Raw genomic sequence first — 14,542 nt, forward strand, 5'->3', positions numbered from 1 at the left:
TTTTATTATTTATGTTAAATTTGTTCCAGTCGTGCAATTAATTCTTCTTTTAAATCCTGAAGCGTTTGAGCATATTTCGTAGTTATATCAACAGATTTAGTTGCGGATAACTTTTCAAGTTCCCGTTTACAAAACAGGTAGTCTTCCACTATTTCCTGAAAGTTTTCATCAGAATTAAGTAGTTGTTTGATCTTTCGTTTAGAGCTTGGGAATTCTGTCATAAGTTCATTATAAAGATCGGCAGACATAAATTATAAGTTGATTTTATTGGTTTTTAAAAAAAGTTAAGGTAAATTATTGGCAATTAGAAGTTTATAACCGTATTTTACGGTTAAACGGAAAGATAACCAGGGGTTCAAATGAAAAGCATTAAAACTCAACTAATTGAAGACAGCTTAATTATAAAGCAGATTGAGAAGATTTGCTCAAGTAGTGACTTCTGCACTAAAGATTTATTGTCTAAGTTTCTTTCGTATGTTGTTTCGGAGTATTTAGCCGGCCGCGAAGAAAAACTAAAAGGCTATTCCATTGGGGTAGATGTATTCGGGCGAAATGAAGATTTCGATCCGAGCCAGGACGCACTGGTTCGAATACATGCAGGGCGCTTACGCAGAATGCTGGATTTGTATTATTTGAAAGAAGGCAAAGAAGACCAAATCATAATTGAGATTCCAAAAGGCGGATATATTCCAACCATAGGATTAAAAGAACAAAAACAAGAGGATGAAAAGGGAACTGAAGCAATAAAATCTTATAGCAGCGAACCTAAATTAGCCATCTTGCCTTTTAAAGACCTGACTACGGACAGTTCTATGGAATATTTTGTCCGTGGAATTACAGAAGAATTATCTGTTGCTTTAACAAAATATGAAGATATCTCGGTCTACAACTTTAATGTATTTTCAAAAGAAAACAAAACGACAACAAGTCTAAAAAAACTGGCTAATAAAAGAGGTGTAAGATTTATTCTTGAAGGAGCATTAAACCAGGCAGGAAACCATATAAAGATTCTGGCACGACTAACTGATCTGTCTATTGATAAACAAATCTGGGCTGAAAGTTATACCCGTGAGTTAAATCTTGAGAATATTTTTGAGATTCAGGAATCTGTATCCAGGGAAATAGCGAATTTACTTTGCAGCGAATATGGAGTTTTATTGCATCAGTTAACCGTTGATACCTATAGTCGGGATTTCAAAAATTTTGATACTTACAGTGCGGTACTCAAATTTTATTATTTCGAGGTGCATCAAACACCCGAATCCTATCGTGATGCATTTAATTCCCTTACCCGTGCAGTTGAAAATGACCCGGAATCGGGAATTGCCATTGCATTGCTCGCGAGTTTATATGGCAACCACTATATGCTCGATTTTCCGGATGCAATAAAGTCATTTGAATTGTTGGGTGAATTATCGGAAAAGGCAATAAAGCTGTCTCCAAACAGTGCAATTGTGCAAACAGTGCGTTTGTTTAAATATTTTGTATATAACGAGAGGGAAAGATTCTTGCATTTAGCGGAAAGTTGTCTGGCCCATTATGAGCACAGTTCCCTGCGAACCGGTTCACTTGCCTTATTCCTTTCACTTTTTGGCCAATGGGAACAGGGGAAAGTATTGCTCGATGAACTGATGCATAAAAATATTGCCTATCCACTTTATTTTCATGGAGCAACCATGCTTTATTACTACCGTAAAAAAGAATATGAAAAGGCACTGAAAGAAGCTAATAAATACAATGTTTCAACAATTTTCTGGGCACCCATGCTTCGCGCAGCTGTTTTGGGTCAGCTTGACCAGCTGGCTGAGGCTAACAAAAATATCGAACAATTAATAGAGCTTAAACCCGATTTTGAAAAGAAAGCACGAGAACTTATCAGCCGTTATGTGAAGGAAGATTCATTAATAAATCATATCTTCGAAGGATTACGTTTGGCAGGATTGAAACTATAATGAAAATGAAAAAGCAATTATTTTTGGTCTTGTTTCTGTGCTTAACATCTATTTTATTACCTACACGACAGGTTAAAGGTCAGGCGGCCATTGTGGCTTTGCTTTTTGGTGACCAGGTTGCTTCCGAAAAATTTAATATTAGCATGGAAGCAGGTGGTTTTTTTGCTCATTATTCAAATATACCTGATACAAAGCGTTCCAGGATGGGAATAAATTTTGGGATTGGTGCCAATCTTCAACTATCGCAAAACTGGTATTTCAGCCCCCAGATTTATTTCTTTAGTATTCGAAATGTACGATTCAAAACCTATTCTTTGGATACGGGCACGCCCGGACTTGATGCTGAATTCATGAATGTCCCTGCAACTTTGTACATCAGATACAATGAAATTCCTATATTGTTTTCTTATCAAACCAATAACGGAAAATTCAGATACAGCCTGGGACCGCAAGTCTCTTTTTTACGAGATGCAAGTGCAACATTTAGCGGAGAGCAAGGTGAATTTAAGGAAGATTTCAAGTCATTTGTAAATAAAGTAGATTACGGACCGGTTGCCGATATTTGTTATATGCTTGGAAAAGCGATGAAAGGCAGAGGGATATTTGTGCATGCCAGATATTATTATGGCTTGGCCGACATTTTCAACGACAAATTAAGTTCTGATGTGAACCGCATGGGCTATTTTTCATTCCATTTGAGTTTACCATTTATTACTGATGAACTGGCTGCCAAAAACCTGGGAAAATAAATTCTATTAATTTCTTTTTGTATAGCATAGTAATGTATTAACTCCACGTCGTTACATTGAACATTGTTTTGCATGTTCCAATAGTTATTTAGGACTGATCAGCAACGGTTTTTATTTTTTCCCTGAATAATTTAACACCGGCCAGATCCATCTTTTCTGCACAATGCCTTTTTTACTTTCTGATAAACTACCGTTCTTTAATGTGACGGTGTATTCTCCAGGTTCAGCGCGGCGGGTATTCCAGTAAATTTTATTTATGCCGGCATTTGAAGGTAAGACTTCATCATAAACAACTTCACCATTTTTGTCTTTAATACTAATGCTTGTTTCTCCCTTAAGTTGTTTGCCCTGCATGTACCATATTTCCAATCCATTGGGCTCGTTAGGCGAGTTCAGGTAGTTGCTTCCCATCATGTGGTAATTTCCCCAGGTAGCCTGTTGCGAATAATTCAGCTGTGGTTTGGGTGCAATATCAAACAGGTGAAGTTCCTTCTCTTCAATTTCAGGAGTGAGCTGTTGCAAGGGAGTAATGTTGGTTATCCAGGCAGCACGTCCGTAAGTTCCTGCAATCAAATCGTTTTCGCGCGGATGGATCAGCAAATCGCGAACCACAACATTTGGCATGTTCGCCTGAAATGGCAGCCAGTTTTCACCGGCATCGGTTGAAACATAAATACCCAGATCATTTCCGGCAAAAAGCAGTGCCGGATTTTTACAGTCTTCAATTACTACATTCACCGGTGAGTTTGGCAATCCGTTTGTAATTTTCTTCCAGGTTTTACCAAAATCGTGTGTCACATAAATGTGGGCTTCCATAACGTCATCAGTAAAACCACATTTCGAGATGTAAGCCGTGGCCGCGTCATAATTTGAGGGAAATACTTTGCTAACCCACATCGAATCCGGAGCTCCGGACCTGTTAAGATTTGGTGTAAGATCTTTCCAGTTGTGCCCAAAATCGGTGGTAAGTTGAACGTGGCCGTCATCGGTGCCCACCCAAATCACCCCGGCTTTCACCGGCGATTCGTCCAGCGTGGTGATGGTGCAATATTGAATATGTCCTTTACCATGTATTTTATCGGGATCGTTGCTCGTGAGGTCAGGACTGAGCTCTTCCCAGTTTTCGCCACGGTCGAGCGAGCGCAACACTTTTTGTGCACCGGTGTAAACAATAGCGCTGTTATGTGGCGAAATGGCCAGAGGTGTTGTCCAGGTGTAGCGGTAATGCTCAGTTGTGTCTTCAGGAACCGGAACAATTGATTTACGTTCACCAATCGATTGATCGATTCGAAGGTGAGAACCAAACTGAGTGGTGGCATAAATATTTTTATTGTCTTCGGGATCTACTTTGGTGTACATACCATCCCACATTCCGGTTATTACCCAATCGGCAGGTGTAATCTGCCCCGACCATCCGTTCGAGGGAGCTTTCCATGTTTCGTGATCCTGCAACCCAATGTAAATATTGTAAGGTGTTTCCATGTCCGCCTCAACAGTGTACATTTCGCCGAGCGGAAGATGATAGTAGTGGTTCATATTCAGACCGCCATCAAAAGTAGAATAAACGCCTCCGTCGGATCCAAGCATCATGTGACGCGGATCTTTTGGATCGATCCAGAAAATACGGTTGTCACCAAAATTTGTCTGAAACAGTTTTTGTTCGCGCCAGCCGGGCCAGGTTTTTCCGCCATCGAGGGTGTAATGCATGGCATCGCCGATTATGTAAATTTTATCGGCATCCAGTGGATCAATCGCAATACGGTTAAAGCTGTATGCCGCTTTCCCGCTTACATCGTTGGTTTCCGGATCATTAATTCGATTCCAGCTTTCGCCTGCATCTTTGCTGATGTAAACTTCGCCACCGACTAAGTTATCGAAAGAATGATCGGTAAATTCATCAAAAGCAGTTTCGGCATTTGGATCGACGTTGGGTTTTACATTCAGATTTTGAACAACAGCCACCAAAACATCGGGATTCGATCGCTGGATATCCAGGCCAATTCTTCCAAGTGGACCTTCCGGCAATCCGCCCTGAACAACATTCCACGTTTCTCCGCCATCAGTCGATTTATAAATGCGGCTTTTTTCGCCTCCCGGATCAAAAGTCCAGGCGGTGCGTGTTTTTTCGTAGGTGGCTGCATATAAAATTGTTGGATCGGAATGATTAATAACCAGATCAATGACCCCGGTTGTATCGTCAATGTAAAGAACCTTTTTCCAGGTTTTTCCACCATTAGTGGTTTTTAACACACCACGTTCTTCATTTTTCGAAAAAAGATGGCCCATTGAAGCCACCCAGACAATTTCAGGATTGGTTGGATGAATGACAACTTTAGCAATGTGGTGAGAGTCGTGAAGCCCCATATTTTCCCAGCTTTTTCCCGCATCAGTCGATTTCCAGATTCCGTTTCCGTAATACGACGAACGAGCATTAAAAGCTTCACCTGTTCCGGCCCAGATGATCTCAGGATTGGAAGGTGCTACTGCCATATCTCCAATCGATGAAGTGCCAAAAGTATCAGAAATGCATTTGAATGTTGTTCCGTTGTTCACTGTTTTCCAGATTCCTCCGGCACGGGCACCAACATACCAGGTGTATTTATGCTTTTCTCCCGGATTTTCCGGAACGGCCAGCGATCCTACCCAGGCACCGGCCCGGTAAGCACCCAGGTTTCGGTACTTGAAAGCCTCATATTTATCAGTTTGATTTTTCTGACCTGAAGCCGTTAAAAGAAACAGGGAAATGAAAATGACAGTGCCGGCAATGCTGAGTAATTGTTTCATATTGTTTGATTGTAGTTACATACAAAAATGGGAAAATATGTTGACTCAGTCAGCGGGGGAAGAATGTTTATTAATTACAAAATCGTTTCTGGCTTAATTTGGAAGGTTGATTATTACACCTCCCGATAAGTCCCAGTGAGCAATCGGAACACCAAAAGTTAAATTTGCACTTCCTCCTCCTCCAATGCCCCAGTAAATTCCACCGCCATTAAAATCCCAGGGAGTGGTTACCGATGCCTGAAACCGTAGCCCAATATTATCGGTTAAAAAGATTTTTGTTCCCAGCGCAAATTCGGTGGAGAAAAACCATTTTCTGAAATCTGAGTCGCCTTTATCCCAGTAGCGGCTTAATCCCAGATTGATAAGTCCGTATGGACTAATTTTATTAGCGTTCAATTCCCTTAGTACTCCGGCCATATAATGAGCTGTTCCCGTGTTGGTTTCCGCGTGGTCCATTGAACTGCTCCAGTATTCCAGTGTAGGGTCGTTTCGTCGGTAACTCAGTTCGAAATAGGTTAAATCGATGAATTCAACATCCAGTTTTAAACCGTAGAGCAAATCGTTTTGCAGATCGTAATTGCTATAATAACCTTCAACTGTACCACTAAAAGTATAACCGAAAGTTGGAGTAACTTCAACACGTTGGGCGACTGCTAAATTGGTGAAAATTGAAGCAATGGCCAGAAAGATAAGTTCCTTCATGATGTACTTGTAAGTTCGGAGTTAAATATAGGTAGTTATTAGCAGAATGCAACAGCGGGGATGACTTTAAGCAGCAAATAATGATTGTTTCAGCAACAGCTTTTCCCTTGCTGAATTGGAGGGCAAGGAACTGTACCGAAGGAACAATACACGCAACAATCGCCTTTCTTTGGTTTTAAAATTGTATGGCAGTTTGTGCATTCGTAGAAAAAACAACAGGCATCTTCGGGCATCACTTCCTCTTTTTGAAATCCACATTTCGGACAGGTTATTACGGATTTAAGTACAACGGGTTTTAATTGCTGAAAATCGAAAGAATCCATGATTAAACTTGTTTTAAATAGAAGTGATAATTGCCAAAGGGTACAATATAAATTAGAATTAGCCGAAAATAAAAAAGCCGGCTTAAAACCGGCTTCTTAGTAGCGGGAGCAGGACTTGAACCTACGACCTTTGGGTTATGAGCCCAACGAGCTACCAACTGCTCCATCCCGCAATATATCTTTATTTCTGTCGAAATTTCCTGTGAACGCGGGTGCAAATATAATAGCTTTTTTATAAACAGCAAAACTTCATGCTTGAATCTCTATCTATTTTCAAAACTTGCCTTTTGCCTATGCATGGAATACCAGGAGCGGTGTATTGCTGTGGAATACCATTTTTCGTGCAATGCTCGGATTAAATAGCCGTGCGATCATATTTCTCTTGTGCGTAGTTAGCGACAGCAAATCGATGTCGGCATTTTTGATGTAGGATTCTATGGTATCCAGCACCTCGTTGCCTTCAAGGAGCATACAGGTAAAATTCTTGTTTTCGTATTTTTTGTGAAGCAGTTCTTTCATTCCTTCAAGGCGTGCAAGATCCCAACTGTTACGATGTGGTTCGCCAACATGCGCACAGGTAAGTTTAATATCAAAGGGTTCGAGAAGATCGAGCAGTTTATCGATGGCCACAAAATCTTTTTCATCAAAATCAGTGGCGTACAAAACATTCGAAATCTCTGCAATTTTTTTATCCGGCGTGTCTTTTGGAATGACCAGTACCGGCACATTGGAATTGTACATAATATCGGCTGTAACACTTCCCACAATACCGTGTGGATAATCTTCGCCACCGCTGCCAACAACAATCAGGCGTGGAAAATTTTTCCGCGAATAGGCCAGGATATCTTCTTCGGCATAGCCCGATTTAATGATGTAGTTGGTTTGGAGTGCGTTCCAGCTTTTCTCGCCAACCTCGCCAATTAATTTATTAATGAATGCTTTAAAATCCTTGTTGGCATTTTCTTCGGCGTGTTCAATTTTGAACAGTGCCGATGAATCGAATGCATAAATATCGCTGTACGGAATACTGTGAATTACCGGATTGATAAAGCTGTGCATAAAAAGTATCTCGGAATCCACATGCGCTGCAATTGCAACGGCAGTTTTAGCGGCTCTTAAAGAAGCGTCTGAAAAATCGATCGGGACCAGAATTTGTTTTGCCCGGTCCTCATCAGGCTCTTCTTCAGCCTCCTTTTTGTGTCCTAAAAAGATCTCCAGTTCGTGAACGGCTTTCTGGATGTCTTTCTCCAGAATTTTAAACCTGACAGTTGCTGATGTATCGCCCTGGATCAGGTTGACATATTCCAGTTCACAATCAATGCCTTTGTCTTCGAGCTGTATTTTAAATATATGCGCTTTTGAGTAAGGCAGAACCACAAGTGTGACAAGTTTCTCTTCCATGACTTTTAGTTTTTTTTGCAACATAGTTCGTTTTAAGTTATTCGAATTTCACAAGATTTATGTTACATAAAAGTTCAAAAAAAGATTTATGATTTTGTGAAAACCTCAAAACTGTGATTATGGATATAATAAGAAAAGGAATTGACTTAGTTAACCCATTACAGATCGAGTAGCGCGAGTATTTTATTTTGTATGAGATTGACGTTTACAAAAAAGGCGGTCTGTCAGCTGACAGACCGCCCGAAGCGTATTATTAACACTTACCCTCGGAACTATAGTCCGAAAGTTTCTTTAATCTGGTCGACAAAATTAAGTTTTTCCCAGGTAAATAACTCTACTTCTACTTCAACTTTTCCAAAATATGGCGATTCAAATGCTTTGGTAACAGTACGAGGTGTTCTCCCCATGTGCCCGTAAGCAGCTGATTCTAGATAGATTGGATTCCGTAACGACAAGCGTTTTTCGATAGCTGAAGGACGCAGGTCGAAAATACTTTTAACTTTTTCGGCAATTTCAGCATCCGACAATTGTACATTCGAACGACCATAGGTATTCACAAAAACACCCACGGGCTCTGCAACTCCAATGGCATAGGCCAGCTGAACAAGTACTTCGTCGGCTACTCCGGCAGCCACCAGATTTTTGGCAATGTGGCGAGAAGCATAAGCTGCCGAGCGGTCTACTTTCGATGGATCTTTTCCCGAGAAAGCGCCACCGCCATGAGCACCACGACCTCCGTAAGTATCTACAATAATTTTTCTTCCGGTAAGTCCGGTATCGCCATGTGGCCCGCCAATCACAAATTTACCGGTGGGATTTACGTGGTAAATAATATCGTCGCCAAACAAGGCCTGAACACGTTCGGGAAGTTTGGCTTTTACTCTTGGAATAAGAATATTGATTACATCTTCTTTGATTTTAGCCAGCATGGGTTCGTCGGCATCGAACTCGTCGTGTTGAGTTGAAACCACGATGGTGTGCACTTTTACAGGTTCATTTGCATCGTTGTACTCGATGGTTACTTGCGATTTTGAATCGGGACGCAGGTAAGTCATGTCTTTCTGTTCGCGACGGATGATTGCAAGCTCGTGTAAAATGAGGTGCGATAATTCCAGCGACAGCGGCATGTAATTGTCGGTATCTTTGCAGGCATAACCAAACATCATTCCCTGGTCGCCGGCACCCTGATCGTCTTTGTCTACCTTGTCGACACCGCGGTTGATGTCGTCGCTTTGTTCGTGAATGGCTGTCAAAACACCACACGAATCGCCATCGAAACGGTAAGCCGCTTTGGTGTAGCCAATGTCGTTAATTACTTTACGCGCAACTTCCTGTACATCGACATAAGTTTGCGATTTTACCTCGCCGGCAACAACTACCTGTCCTGTAGTTACCAGCGTTTCGATAGCCACTTTCGAGTTGGCATCAAAAGCCAGAAACTGGTCGAGCAAAGCATCCGAAATCTGATCGGCAACCTTATCAGGATGTCCTTCGGAAACCGATTCACTTGTAAATAAATAGTTCATCTTATTAAAACTTTTAATTTTTAAAGGTATAAGATGGAATTCGTCCCTTACGGGACTCATTTCATTTCCCTCAAATTTTGTTGAGCTTTGTCTGGCTTTGACGCCAACCTGTCCCTCATTTGACGGATTCAGGTTCTCAGTTTCTGATCCGGTAATTGACGGACAGAATGACGAGCCGGAAAAACTCTAATTCAACACTAAATTTATACTGCGGGAACAATGGATTGCAAATTGAAAATAAAGCACGATTGCTTTAGCATTTTTTTCTGTGGTTGCAATCAATCTCAAATCTTTCCACGTAGCGAGGGCAAATGTAATAGCTTTATTTTGAATAAAAAAGGAGTTATTTGAATTTATTTTGGATAGACTTTGTTTAAAAGGTTTTAGTCGTGTTTATCAGTTTTATATTATAACTCAAACATTGACTTTATTTCGGCATAAAAACTTCTTCCGCTGGTTATTTTGCTTTGATTGTAATCGTCGAGAATTATTACGAAACGGTTGTTGAAATGCTTTCTGATTTCTTTTAGCAAATTTTTGTTGATGAGGTACGACTTGTGTACCCGGATAAAATAATCAGGTAATTTTATTTCCAATCGTTTCAAACTCGAATCCAGAGTATATGATTTTGAATGCTTGGTAAGCACCGAAACATATTTTTCATCGGCCTGGAAATACGAAACCTCATCGAGTCGTATAAAAATTACTTTGTCGCCAACCTTAACCGGAATCGAGGTCGCATCGTTCTTTTTGTATTCGCGGTTGAATTGTTCAACCAGCCTTTCAATATTGATGGTTGTTTCAGAGTCGTTAAACTGATCGATCTTTTCAATGGTTTTGGCAAAGCGCTCTTTTGTGAGGGGCTTCACTAAATAATCGATGCAGTTGGTGTCGAACGCTTGCAGCGCAAACTCGTCGAAAGCGGTGCAGAAAATTATTTTAGGCAGGTAGTTGATTTTTTTGAGCACATCAAATCCATTGATTTCCGGCATTTGAATATCCAGAAAAATAAAATCAGGGTGTTGGTGGTTGATCTTTTCAATCGCTTCCTCGCCATTTTCAGCCTCGCCAATCACTTCAAATTTTTCGGGATATTCCGAGATTAGAGTTTTCAACCGCAACCGGGCCAGGGGTTCGTCGTCAACAATAATTGTTTTATAAGCTTGCTTGCCAGTCATCGTTAAAATTGATTTTTCAAGGTTATTCTCACGTGTTTATTGTCTCCGTTCTCCCAATTAATACTGGCCTTGTTCTGATAAATTATGTCCAGTTTGTCATATAGATTTTGCAAGCCGTAACCGCTAACCGGTTCTTCAGGAAAATCGGGGCCATTGTCAAAAATTGCGATGGACAGATCTTTTTCTTCCCGTTCTATTTGAACTCGAATTTTACCGGTGCCTTTTATTTTCGAAAGCCCGTGTTTAATGGCATTTTCTACCAGCGGTTGAATCATAAACTTTGGAATTTGTTTTTCCATTGAACCTTCATCTGTACTTATCTCGAAGCTTAGCCGGTCGCCAAAACGTGTTTTTTCAATTTCAAGATATTTCTTTACCATTTCCAGCTCCTCGGCAACTGTAACAAAGGTTTTGTTTTCCTTGTTGATCGAGTATCGGAAAAGCTCGGAAAGTCCGGTGGCCATGTTTTCGGTTTTATCGGCGTCGATATGAGCCAGGCTGGCAATTGAATTCAACGAATTGTATAAAAAGTGTGGATTGATTCGTGAATGAAGTGCATTTAACTCGGCCTGGTTTTTCAGCTCTTTCATTTTAGCAATTTCAACGTCTTTTTGGTTGACCATGCTTTGGATGCGATAATTGATAATATTATAAAGCACTCTCAAAATGGCTATAATTGCAATATCCAAAAGTTTGGTTAGTACTAAGTGGTCTAACAGGTTAAAGGTTTGGCCACTGGATTTTGAATTTAAATAAGCAAATGGAATCGAGATTAACCAGTAAGATAGAGCGATCAATAAAAATGTTGATATGAATACAAAAATTTGCTGTTGATAGAAATTATTTATTCTGTTTAATAACAATCGGTCGGTATAATAAATCAGGACTAAAACAGGAATCCCATAAATGATCACTTCGACAAAGTTGGCGAAAAAGTAATAGTACCCTTTTGCAAATTGAAAAAACGGAATGGAATTAGGCAAGGTATAAAACCAATAGATTATTGCGATGCCAATTAAAAAGATTAGTTCTCGTTTTGAATAATTCCACAGCCCATTTTTTGTAGAAATAGATGGATAGGCCAGCATTAAAAGAATTAAGATAATGATTAAAACAATTGTAATTATTATAGAAAATTTTTTAATCCAGCCTTCAAACCTTATGTTTAAATAATACAGAAAGCCATATTTTTTGACTGTGTTACGTTTTAGGTCTCTATAAAAATTTTTAGAATAAAGTTTTTGCAGGAGGTTTTGGTCTATTTCTGTGAAGCGTTTAGCCTCTTCAAAAGAAGAAGTGTCAAAGAATCCGAAGTATTTTGTTGAGGCATACCTTGGAGTGAATGTTTTTGTGAGTTTTGTAATTATGGTGTATTGGAAAAACTTATGCTTCTCGTTCTGGTAATAATTGTCTTCTTTATTAATGGTTGTTTCGATATGTGTTATTTCGTTCTTGGGAGAGAAACTCATTCGAGTGTAGAACCCGTTTTCTGGGTTGTTTATGTTGATAACAAAGTTAGCATCAGTCTGAACTAGCTTTACTTCAACGGTTTCGATTAGTTTACTCAATTCTATTACAATACCTTTTACAATTGAGGAGTCTTCTAGAGTTACGTTCCCATCCAGTTTGATTCTGATATCTTCGGTAAAACGATAAGCTCGTGAATTCGTTCCATCAAATAGCCTTTCCCGTATTGTATTCCAGGTGGTTTCGTCATAATTATTTCGGGCCTGTACCTGAAATGAGTGTGATGTGAACAAGAATATGATCAGGAAGAATAACAACTGTTTCATAATTTTTGGTTTTTATTTTGGCTTAAAGAAACAGTGTTATCATATGGTAATTCAGCTTTTTCCGATGAAGTGCTGAATTTAGGGAATATTCTGCATTTATTGGCATGGTGTGCTATCCCATCAAAATAAAATCCTTGCCTTCTTCGTAATTGCGTTCAACCAAAAACTCCCTGATTTTTTCTCCGGCGCCTGTGTTGGTCACCATCGAAACAATAAATAGTTTGCCGGGCACCGGAATGTCTTTATAAAAAAGTGTATCAGATTTGGATGCTTTGATATCAATCCGGCCTTCAATTTTTAATCCTTCCTGTTCAAGAAAAACAGTACGTTGCCGTGTTTTTCTTCCGGCTCCCCAAATCCATGTTCTGGGATGGAAAGGATTGTTTTGTTCCGACCATTTTCTGAAATAAGTTGCCTTGGTTTTAAAAAAAGCTTCGGTCGAGTAGCGTTCATCGGTTCTGGTTAATCGTGTTGAATAGTCGTGCCATTCGAGCAGTGGTTCTGGCAGTTTGGCCATTTTTACTCCGGCATCGAGGTAGCGTAACTGCATTTCGTAATCTTCAGGGAAATCGCCATCGAGACAACCACCGTACTTGTCATACAACTCACGACGAAACAAGATAGTCGGATTTACAATTGGGATTTCAATAAAACGGTTCATTTCAATTTCCTGATGCGAATGAAAAGAGTTGACCCATTTTACAAAGCGTCTGAATCCGGCGGTATTTTTCTGATGAGGAACATATTTCACTTCTGTTCCCAAAAAGCAAATCTCCGGATTATTTTGCAGGAATTCGTATTGTTTAGAAAGGCGCTCAGGATAGGCAATATCATCGGCATCCATTCGTGCAATCAACTCACCACGTGCATAACCTATGCCGCAATTCATGGCGTTGGCAACTCCGGGTTTTGTTTCATTGTGCAAACGAACTCGTGCATCGGTTTGAGCAAGTTCTTCTGCTATTTGCTGACTTGAATCCGTGGAATTGTTATTGATCAGCTGCAATTCAAAATCGCGAAAAGTTTGATTTAAGATGCTTTCTACTGCAGCTTTCAAAGTTGTTTCAGCATTGTAGAAAGGGAGAATGACCGACACTTTGGGATTTGTCTCACTACTCATCACTCAAATCTCAATTCTGTTGTTGCGTCAGCTGGTGGAAAACGTTTTCCAGGTTCTGCTGTTTTTGCACCAGGGTAAGCAGGATTAGCTTATTTTCGATGGCAAAAGAATAAACTGCCGGACGAATGTCAACAGCAGTTGCGGCTTCCAGTTCCCAAATGTTTCCTGAAAGAGAGGCGCTGTCAATTCCGCCGATGGCCAGCAATTGTTCTTTTGAAACGCTTTCTTTAAATTCGGCAAACACAACTTGCTTTTGCCCCAGGTTGCCTGATTTTACTTCTGCAATACCGCCGTCAGCCACAATTTTACCGCGGTTGATAATGATCACCCGGTTGCAAACAGCCTCCACTTCCTGCATAATGTGCGACGACAGGATAACGGTTTTTTCGCGACTGATCTCGCGTATTAGTTTCCGGATCTCTTCCAACTGGTTGGGATCGAGCCCGGTTGTGGGTTCATCAAGAATAAGGATCGACGGATCGTGAATAAGCGCCTGTGCCAGTCCCACACGCTGCCGGTATCCCTTCGAAAGTGCCCGGATCTTTTTATGTTGTTCGATGCCAAGACCGGTAAGTTCCACCATTTCAGCTACCCGTTTTTTTACGTTTTTCAGACCATAAAAACCGGCACTTATTTCGAGGTACTCTTTAATATAGAGGTCAGGATATAGGGGATTATGTTCGGGCAGGTAACCAATATCCTTTTTGTATTCAAGGTTGTCCGATGTAATTTTTTTACCGTTGACAAACAACTCGCCTTCATCGGGGCGCAAAAATCCGGTGATAATTTTCATCAATGTAGATTTTCCGGCACCATTAGGCCCCAGAAAGCCAACGAGTTCGCCATTGTTAACGGAAATGCTCACCTGATCCAGAGCCCGCTGTTTCCCAAACAATTTGCTGATATTGCTTGTTTGTATACTCATGCGTGTAATACGTGTGAAACAAAAATAGATGAATCTTTTTATTTTAGAAGCATTAAGCTAAATTTGCATTGCAGTTAAACAGACTTAGT

Annotated in this window: 12 protein-coding genes and 1 tRNA gene; 2 read left to right on the forward strand and 11 right to left on the reverse strand. The window is 40.3% G+C overall.

Annotated features, from left to right (window positions below):
• Positions 1-14: 14 nt before the first annotated feature.
• Positions 15-248, reverse strand: a complete 234-nt coding sequence (locus WFY05_RS07390; RefSeq protein ID WP_340112133.1) for a hypothetical protein — start codon at positions 246-248, stop codon at positions 15-17.
• Positions 249-359: 111 nt separating this feature from the next.
• Here WFY05_RS07390 and WFY05_RS07395 point away from each other — a divergent pair, with 111 nt between their 5' ends.
• Together WFY05_RS07395 and WFY05_RS07400 are read left to right on the forward strand one after the other, a co-directional pair.
• The gene (locus WFY05_RS07395) at positions 360-1,952 is read left to right on the forward strand and encodes a hypothetical protein (protein WP_340112134.1); all 1,593 of its coding nucleotides are present in this window, start codon (positions 360-362) and stop codon (positions 1,950-1,952) included.
• Between the two features lie 5 nt (positions 1,953-1,957).
• Entirely contained in the window at positions 1,958-2,701 is a 744-nt protein-coding gene (locus WFY05_RS07400) for an outer membrane beta-barrel protein (protein WP_340112135.1), read from the forward strand.
• Between the two features lie 111 nt (positions 2,702-2,812).
• On the opposite strand, the gene WFY05_RS07405 is transcribed toward WFY05_RS07400, so the two are convergent.
• The 10 genes from WFY05_RS07405 to gldA form a co-directional block, all read right to left on the reverse strand.
• Positions 2,813-5,485, reverse strand: coding sequence for a WD40/YVTN/BNR-like repeat-containing protein (locus WFY05_RS07405; RefSeq protein WP_340112136.1), 2,673 nt, complete (start codon positions 5,483-5,485; stop codon positions 2,813-2,815).
• A gap of 93 nt (positions 5,486-5,578) precedes the next feature.
• Entirely contained in the window at positions 5,579-6,187 is a 609-nt protein-coding gene (locus WFY05_RS07410) for a hypothetical protein (protein ID WP_340112137.1), read from the reverse strand.
• A gap of 89 nt (positions 6,188-6,276) precedes the next feature.
• Positions 6,277-6,510 (reverse strand): GDCCVxC domain-containing (seleno)protein, encoded by a 234-nt coding sequence (locus tag WFY05_RS07415; protein ID WP_340112138.1) that lies wholly within the window; start codon positions 6,508-6,510, stop codon positions 6,277-6,279.
• Positions 6,511-6,610: 100 nt separating this feature from the next.
• Positions 6,611-6,683 (reverse strand) — tRNA-Met (locus tag WFY05_RS07420).
• A 118-nt stretch (positions 6,684-6,801) separates the two neighbouring features.
• Positions 6,802-7,911 (reverse strand): universal stress protein, encoded by a 1,110-nt coding sequence (locus tag WFY05_RS07425; protein WP_340112139.1) that lies wholly within the window; start codon positions 7,909-7,911, stop codon positions 6,802-6,804.
• Between the two features lie 272 nt (positions 7,912-8,183).
• On the reverse strand, positions 8,184-9,437 hold the full coding sequence (metK, locus tag WFY05_RS07430) for a methionine adenosyltransferase (protein WP_340112140.1): 1,254 nt from the start codon (positions 9,435-9,437) through the stop codon (positions 8,184-8,186).
• Between the two features lie 407 nt (positions 9,438-9,844).
• Positions 9,845-10,615, reverse strand: coding sequence for a LytR/AlgR family response regulator transcription factor (locus WFY05_RS07435; RefSeq protein ID WP_340112141.1), 771 nt, complete (start codon positions 10,613-10,615; stop codon positions 9,845-9,847).
• Positions 10,616-10,617: 2 nt separating this feature from the next.
• Positions 10,618-12,408, reverse strand: a complete 1,791-nt coding sequence (locus WFY05_RS07440) for a sensor histidine kinase (RefSeq protein ID WP_340112142.1) — start codon at positions 12,406-12,408, stop codon at positions 10,618-10,620.
• A 112-nt stretch (positions 12,409-12,520) separates the two neighbouring features.
• A complete protein-coding gene (locus tag WFY05_RS07445) occupies positions 12,521-13,528 on the reverse strand; it encodes a glycosyltransferase family 2 protein (RefSeq protein WP_340112143.1) in 1,008 nt (335 codons plus the stop codon).
• A 10-nt stretch (positions 13,529-13,538) separates the two neighbouring features.
• Positions 13,539-14,453 carry a gliding motility-associated ABC transporter ATP-binding subunit GldA gene (gldA, locus tag WFY05_RS07450; protein WP_340112144.1) on the reverse strand — a complete coding sequence of 305 codons (915 nt, stop codon included), beginning with the start codon at positions 14,451-14,453 and terminating at the stop codon, positions 13,539-13,541.
• Between the last annotated feature and the right edge of the window lie 89 nt (positions 14,454-14,542).

The organism is Maribellus mangrovi (genome assembly GCF_037646455.1).
Taxonomy (GTDB): domain Bacteria; phylum Bacteroidota; class Bacteroidia; order Bacteroidales; family Prolixibacteraceae; genus Draconibacterium; species Draconibacterium mangrovi_A.

Bases quoted from the DNA above. Each gene is read 5' to 3' on its own strand.
- WFY05_RS07440 (WP_340112142.1), bottom strand. From the start codon at position 12,408: ATGAAACAGTTGTTATTCTTCCTGATCATATTCTTGTTCACATCACAC.
- WFY05_RS07405 (WP_340112136.1), bottom strand. From the start codon at position 5,485: ATGAAACAATTACTCAGCATTGCCGGCACTGTCATTTTCATTTCCCTG.
- gldA (WP_340112144.1), bottom strand. From the start codon at position 14,453: ATGAGTATACAAACAAGCAATATCAGCAAATTGTTTGGGAAACAGCGG.
- WFY05_RS07425 (WP_340112139.1), bottom strand. From the start codon at position 7,911: ATGGAAGAGAAACTTGTCACACTTGTGGTTCTGCCTTACTCAAAAGCG.
- WFY05_RS07445 (WP_340112143.1), bottom strand. From the start codon at position 13,528: ATGAGTAGTGAGACAAATCCCAAAGTGTCGGTCATTCTCCCTTTCTAC.
- WFY05_RS07415 (WP_340112138.1), bottom strand. From the start codon at position 6,510: ATGGATTCTTTCGATTTTCAGCAATTAAAACCCGTTGTACTTAAATCC.
- WFY05_RS07435 (WP_340112141.1), bottom strand. From the start codon at position 10,615: ATGACTGGCAAGCAAGCTTATAAAACAATTATTGTTGACGACGAACCC.
- WFY05_RS07395 (WP_340112134.1), top strand. From the start codon at position 360: ATGAAAAGCATTAAAACTCAACTAATTGAAGACAGCTTAATTATAAAG.
- WFY05_RS07400 (WP_340112135.1), top strand. From the start codon at position 1,958: ATGAAAAAGCAATTATTTTTGGTCTTGTTTCTGTGCTTAACATCTATT.
- WFY05_RS07390 (WP_340112133.1), bottom strand. From the start codon at position 248: ATGTCTGCCGATCTTTATAATGAACTTATGACAGAATTCCCAAGCTCT.
- metK (WP_340112140.1), bottom strand. From the start codon at position 9,437: ATGAACTATTTATTTACAAGTGAATCGGTTTCCGAAGGACATCCTGAT.
- WFY05_RS07410 (WP_340112137.1), bottom strand. From the start codon at position 6,187: ATGAAGGAACTTATCTTTCTGGCCATTGCTTCAATTTTCACCAATTTA.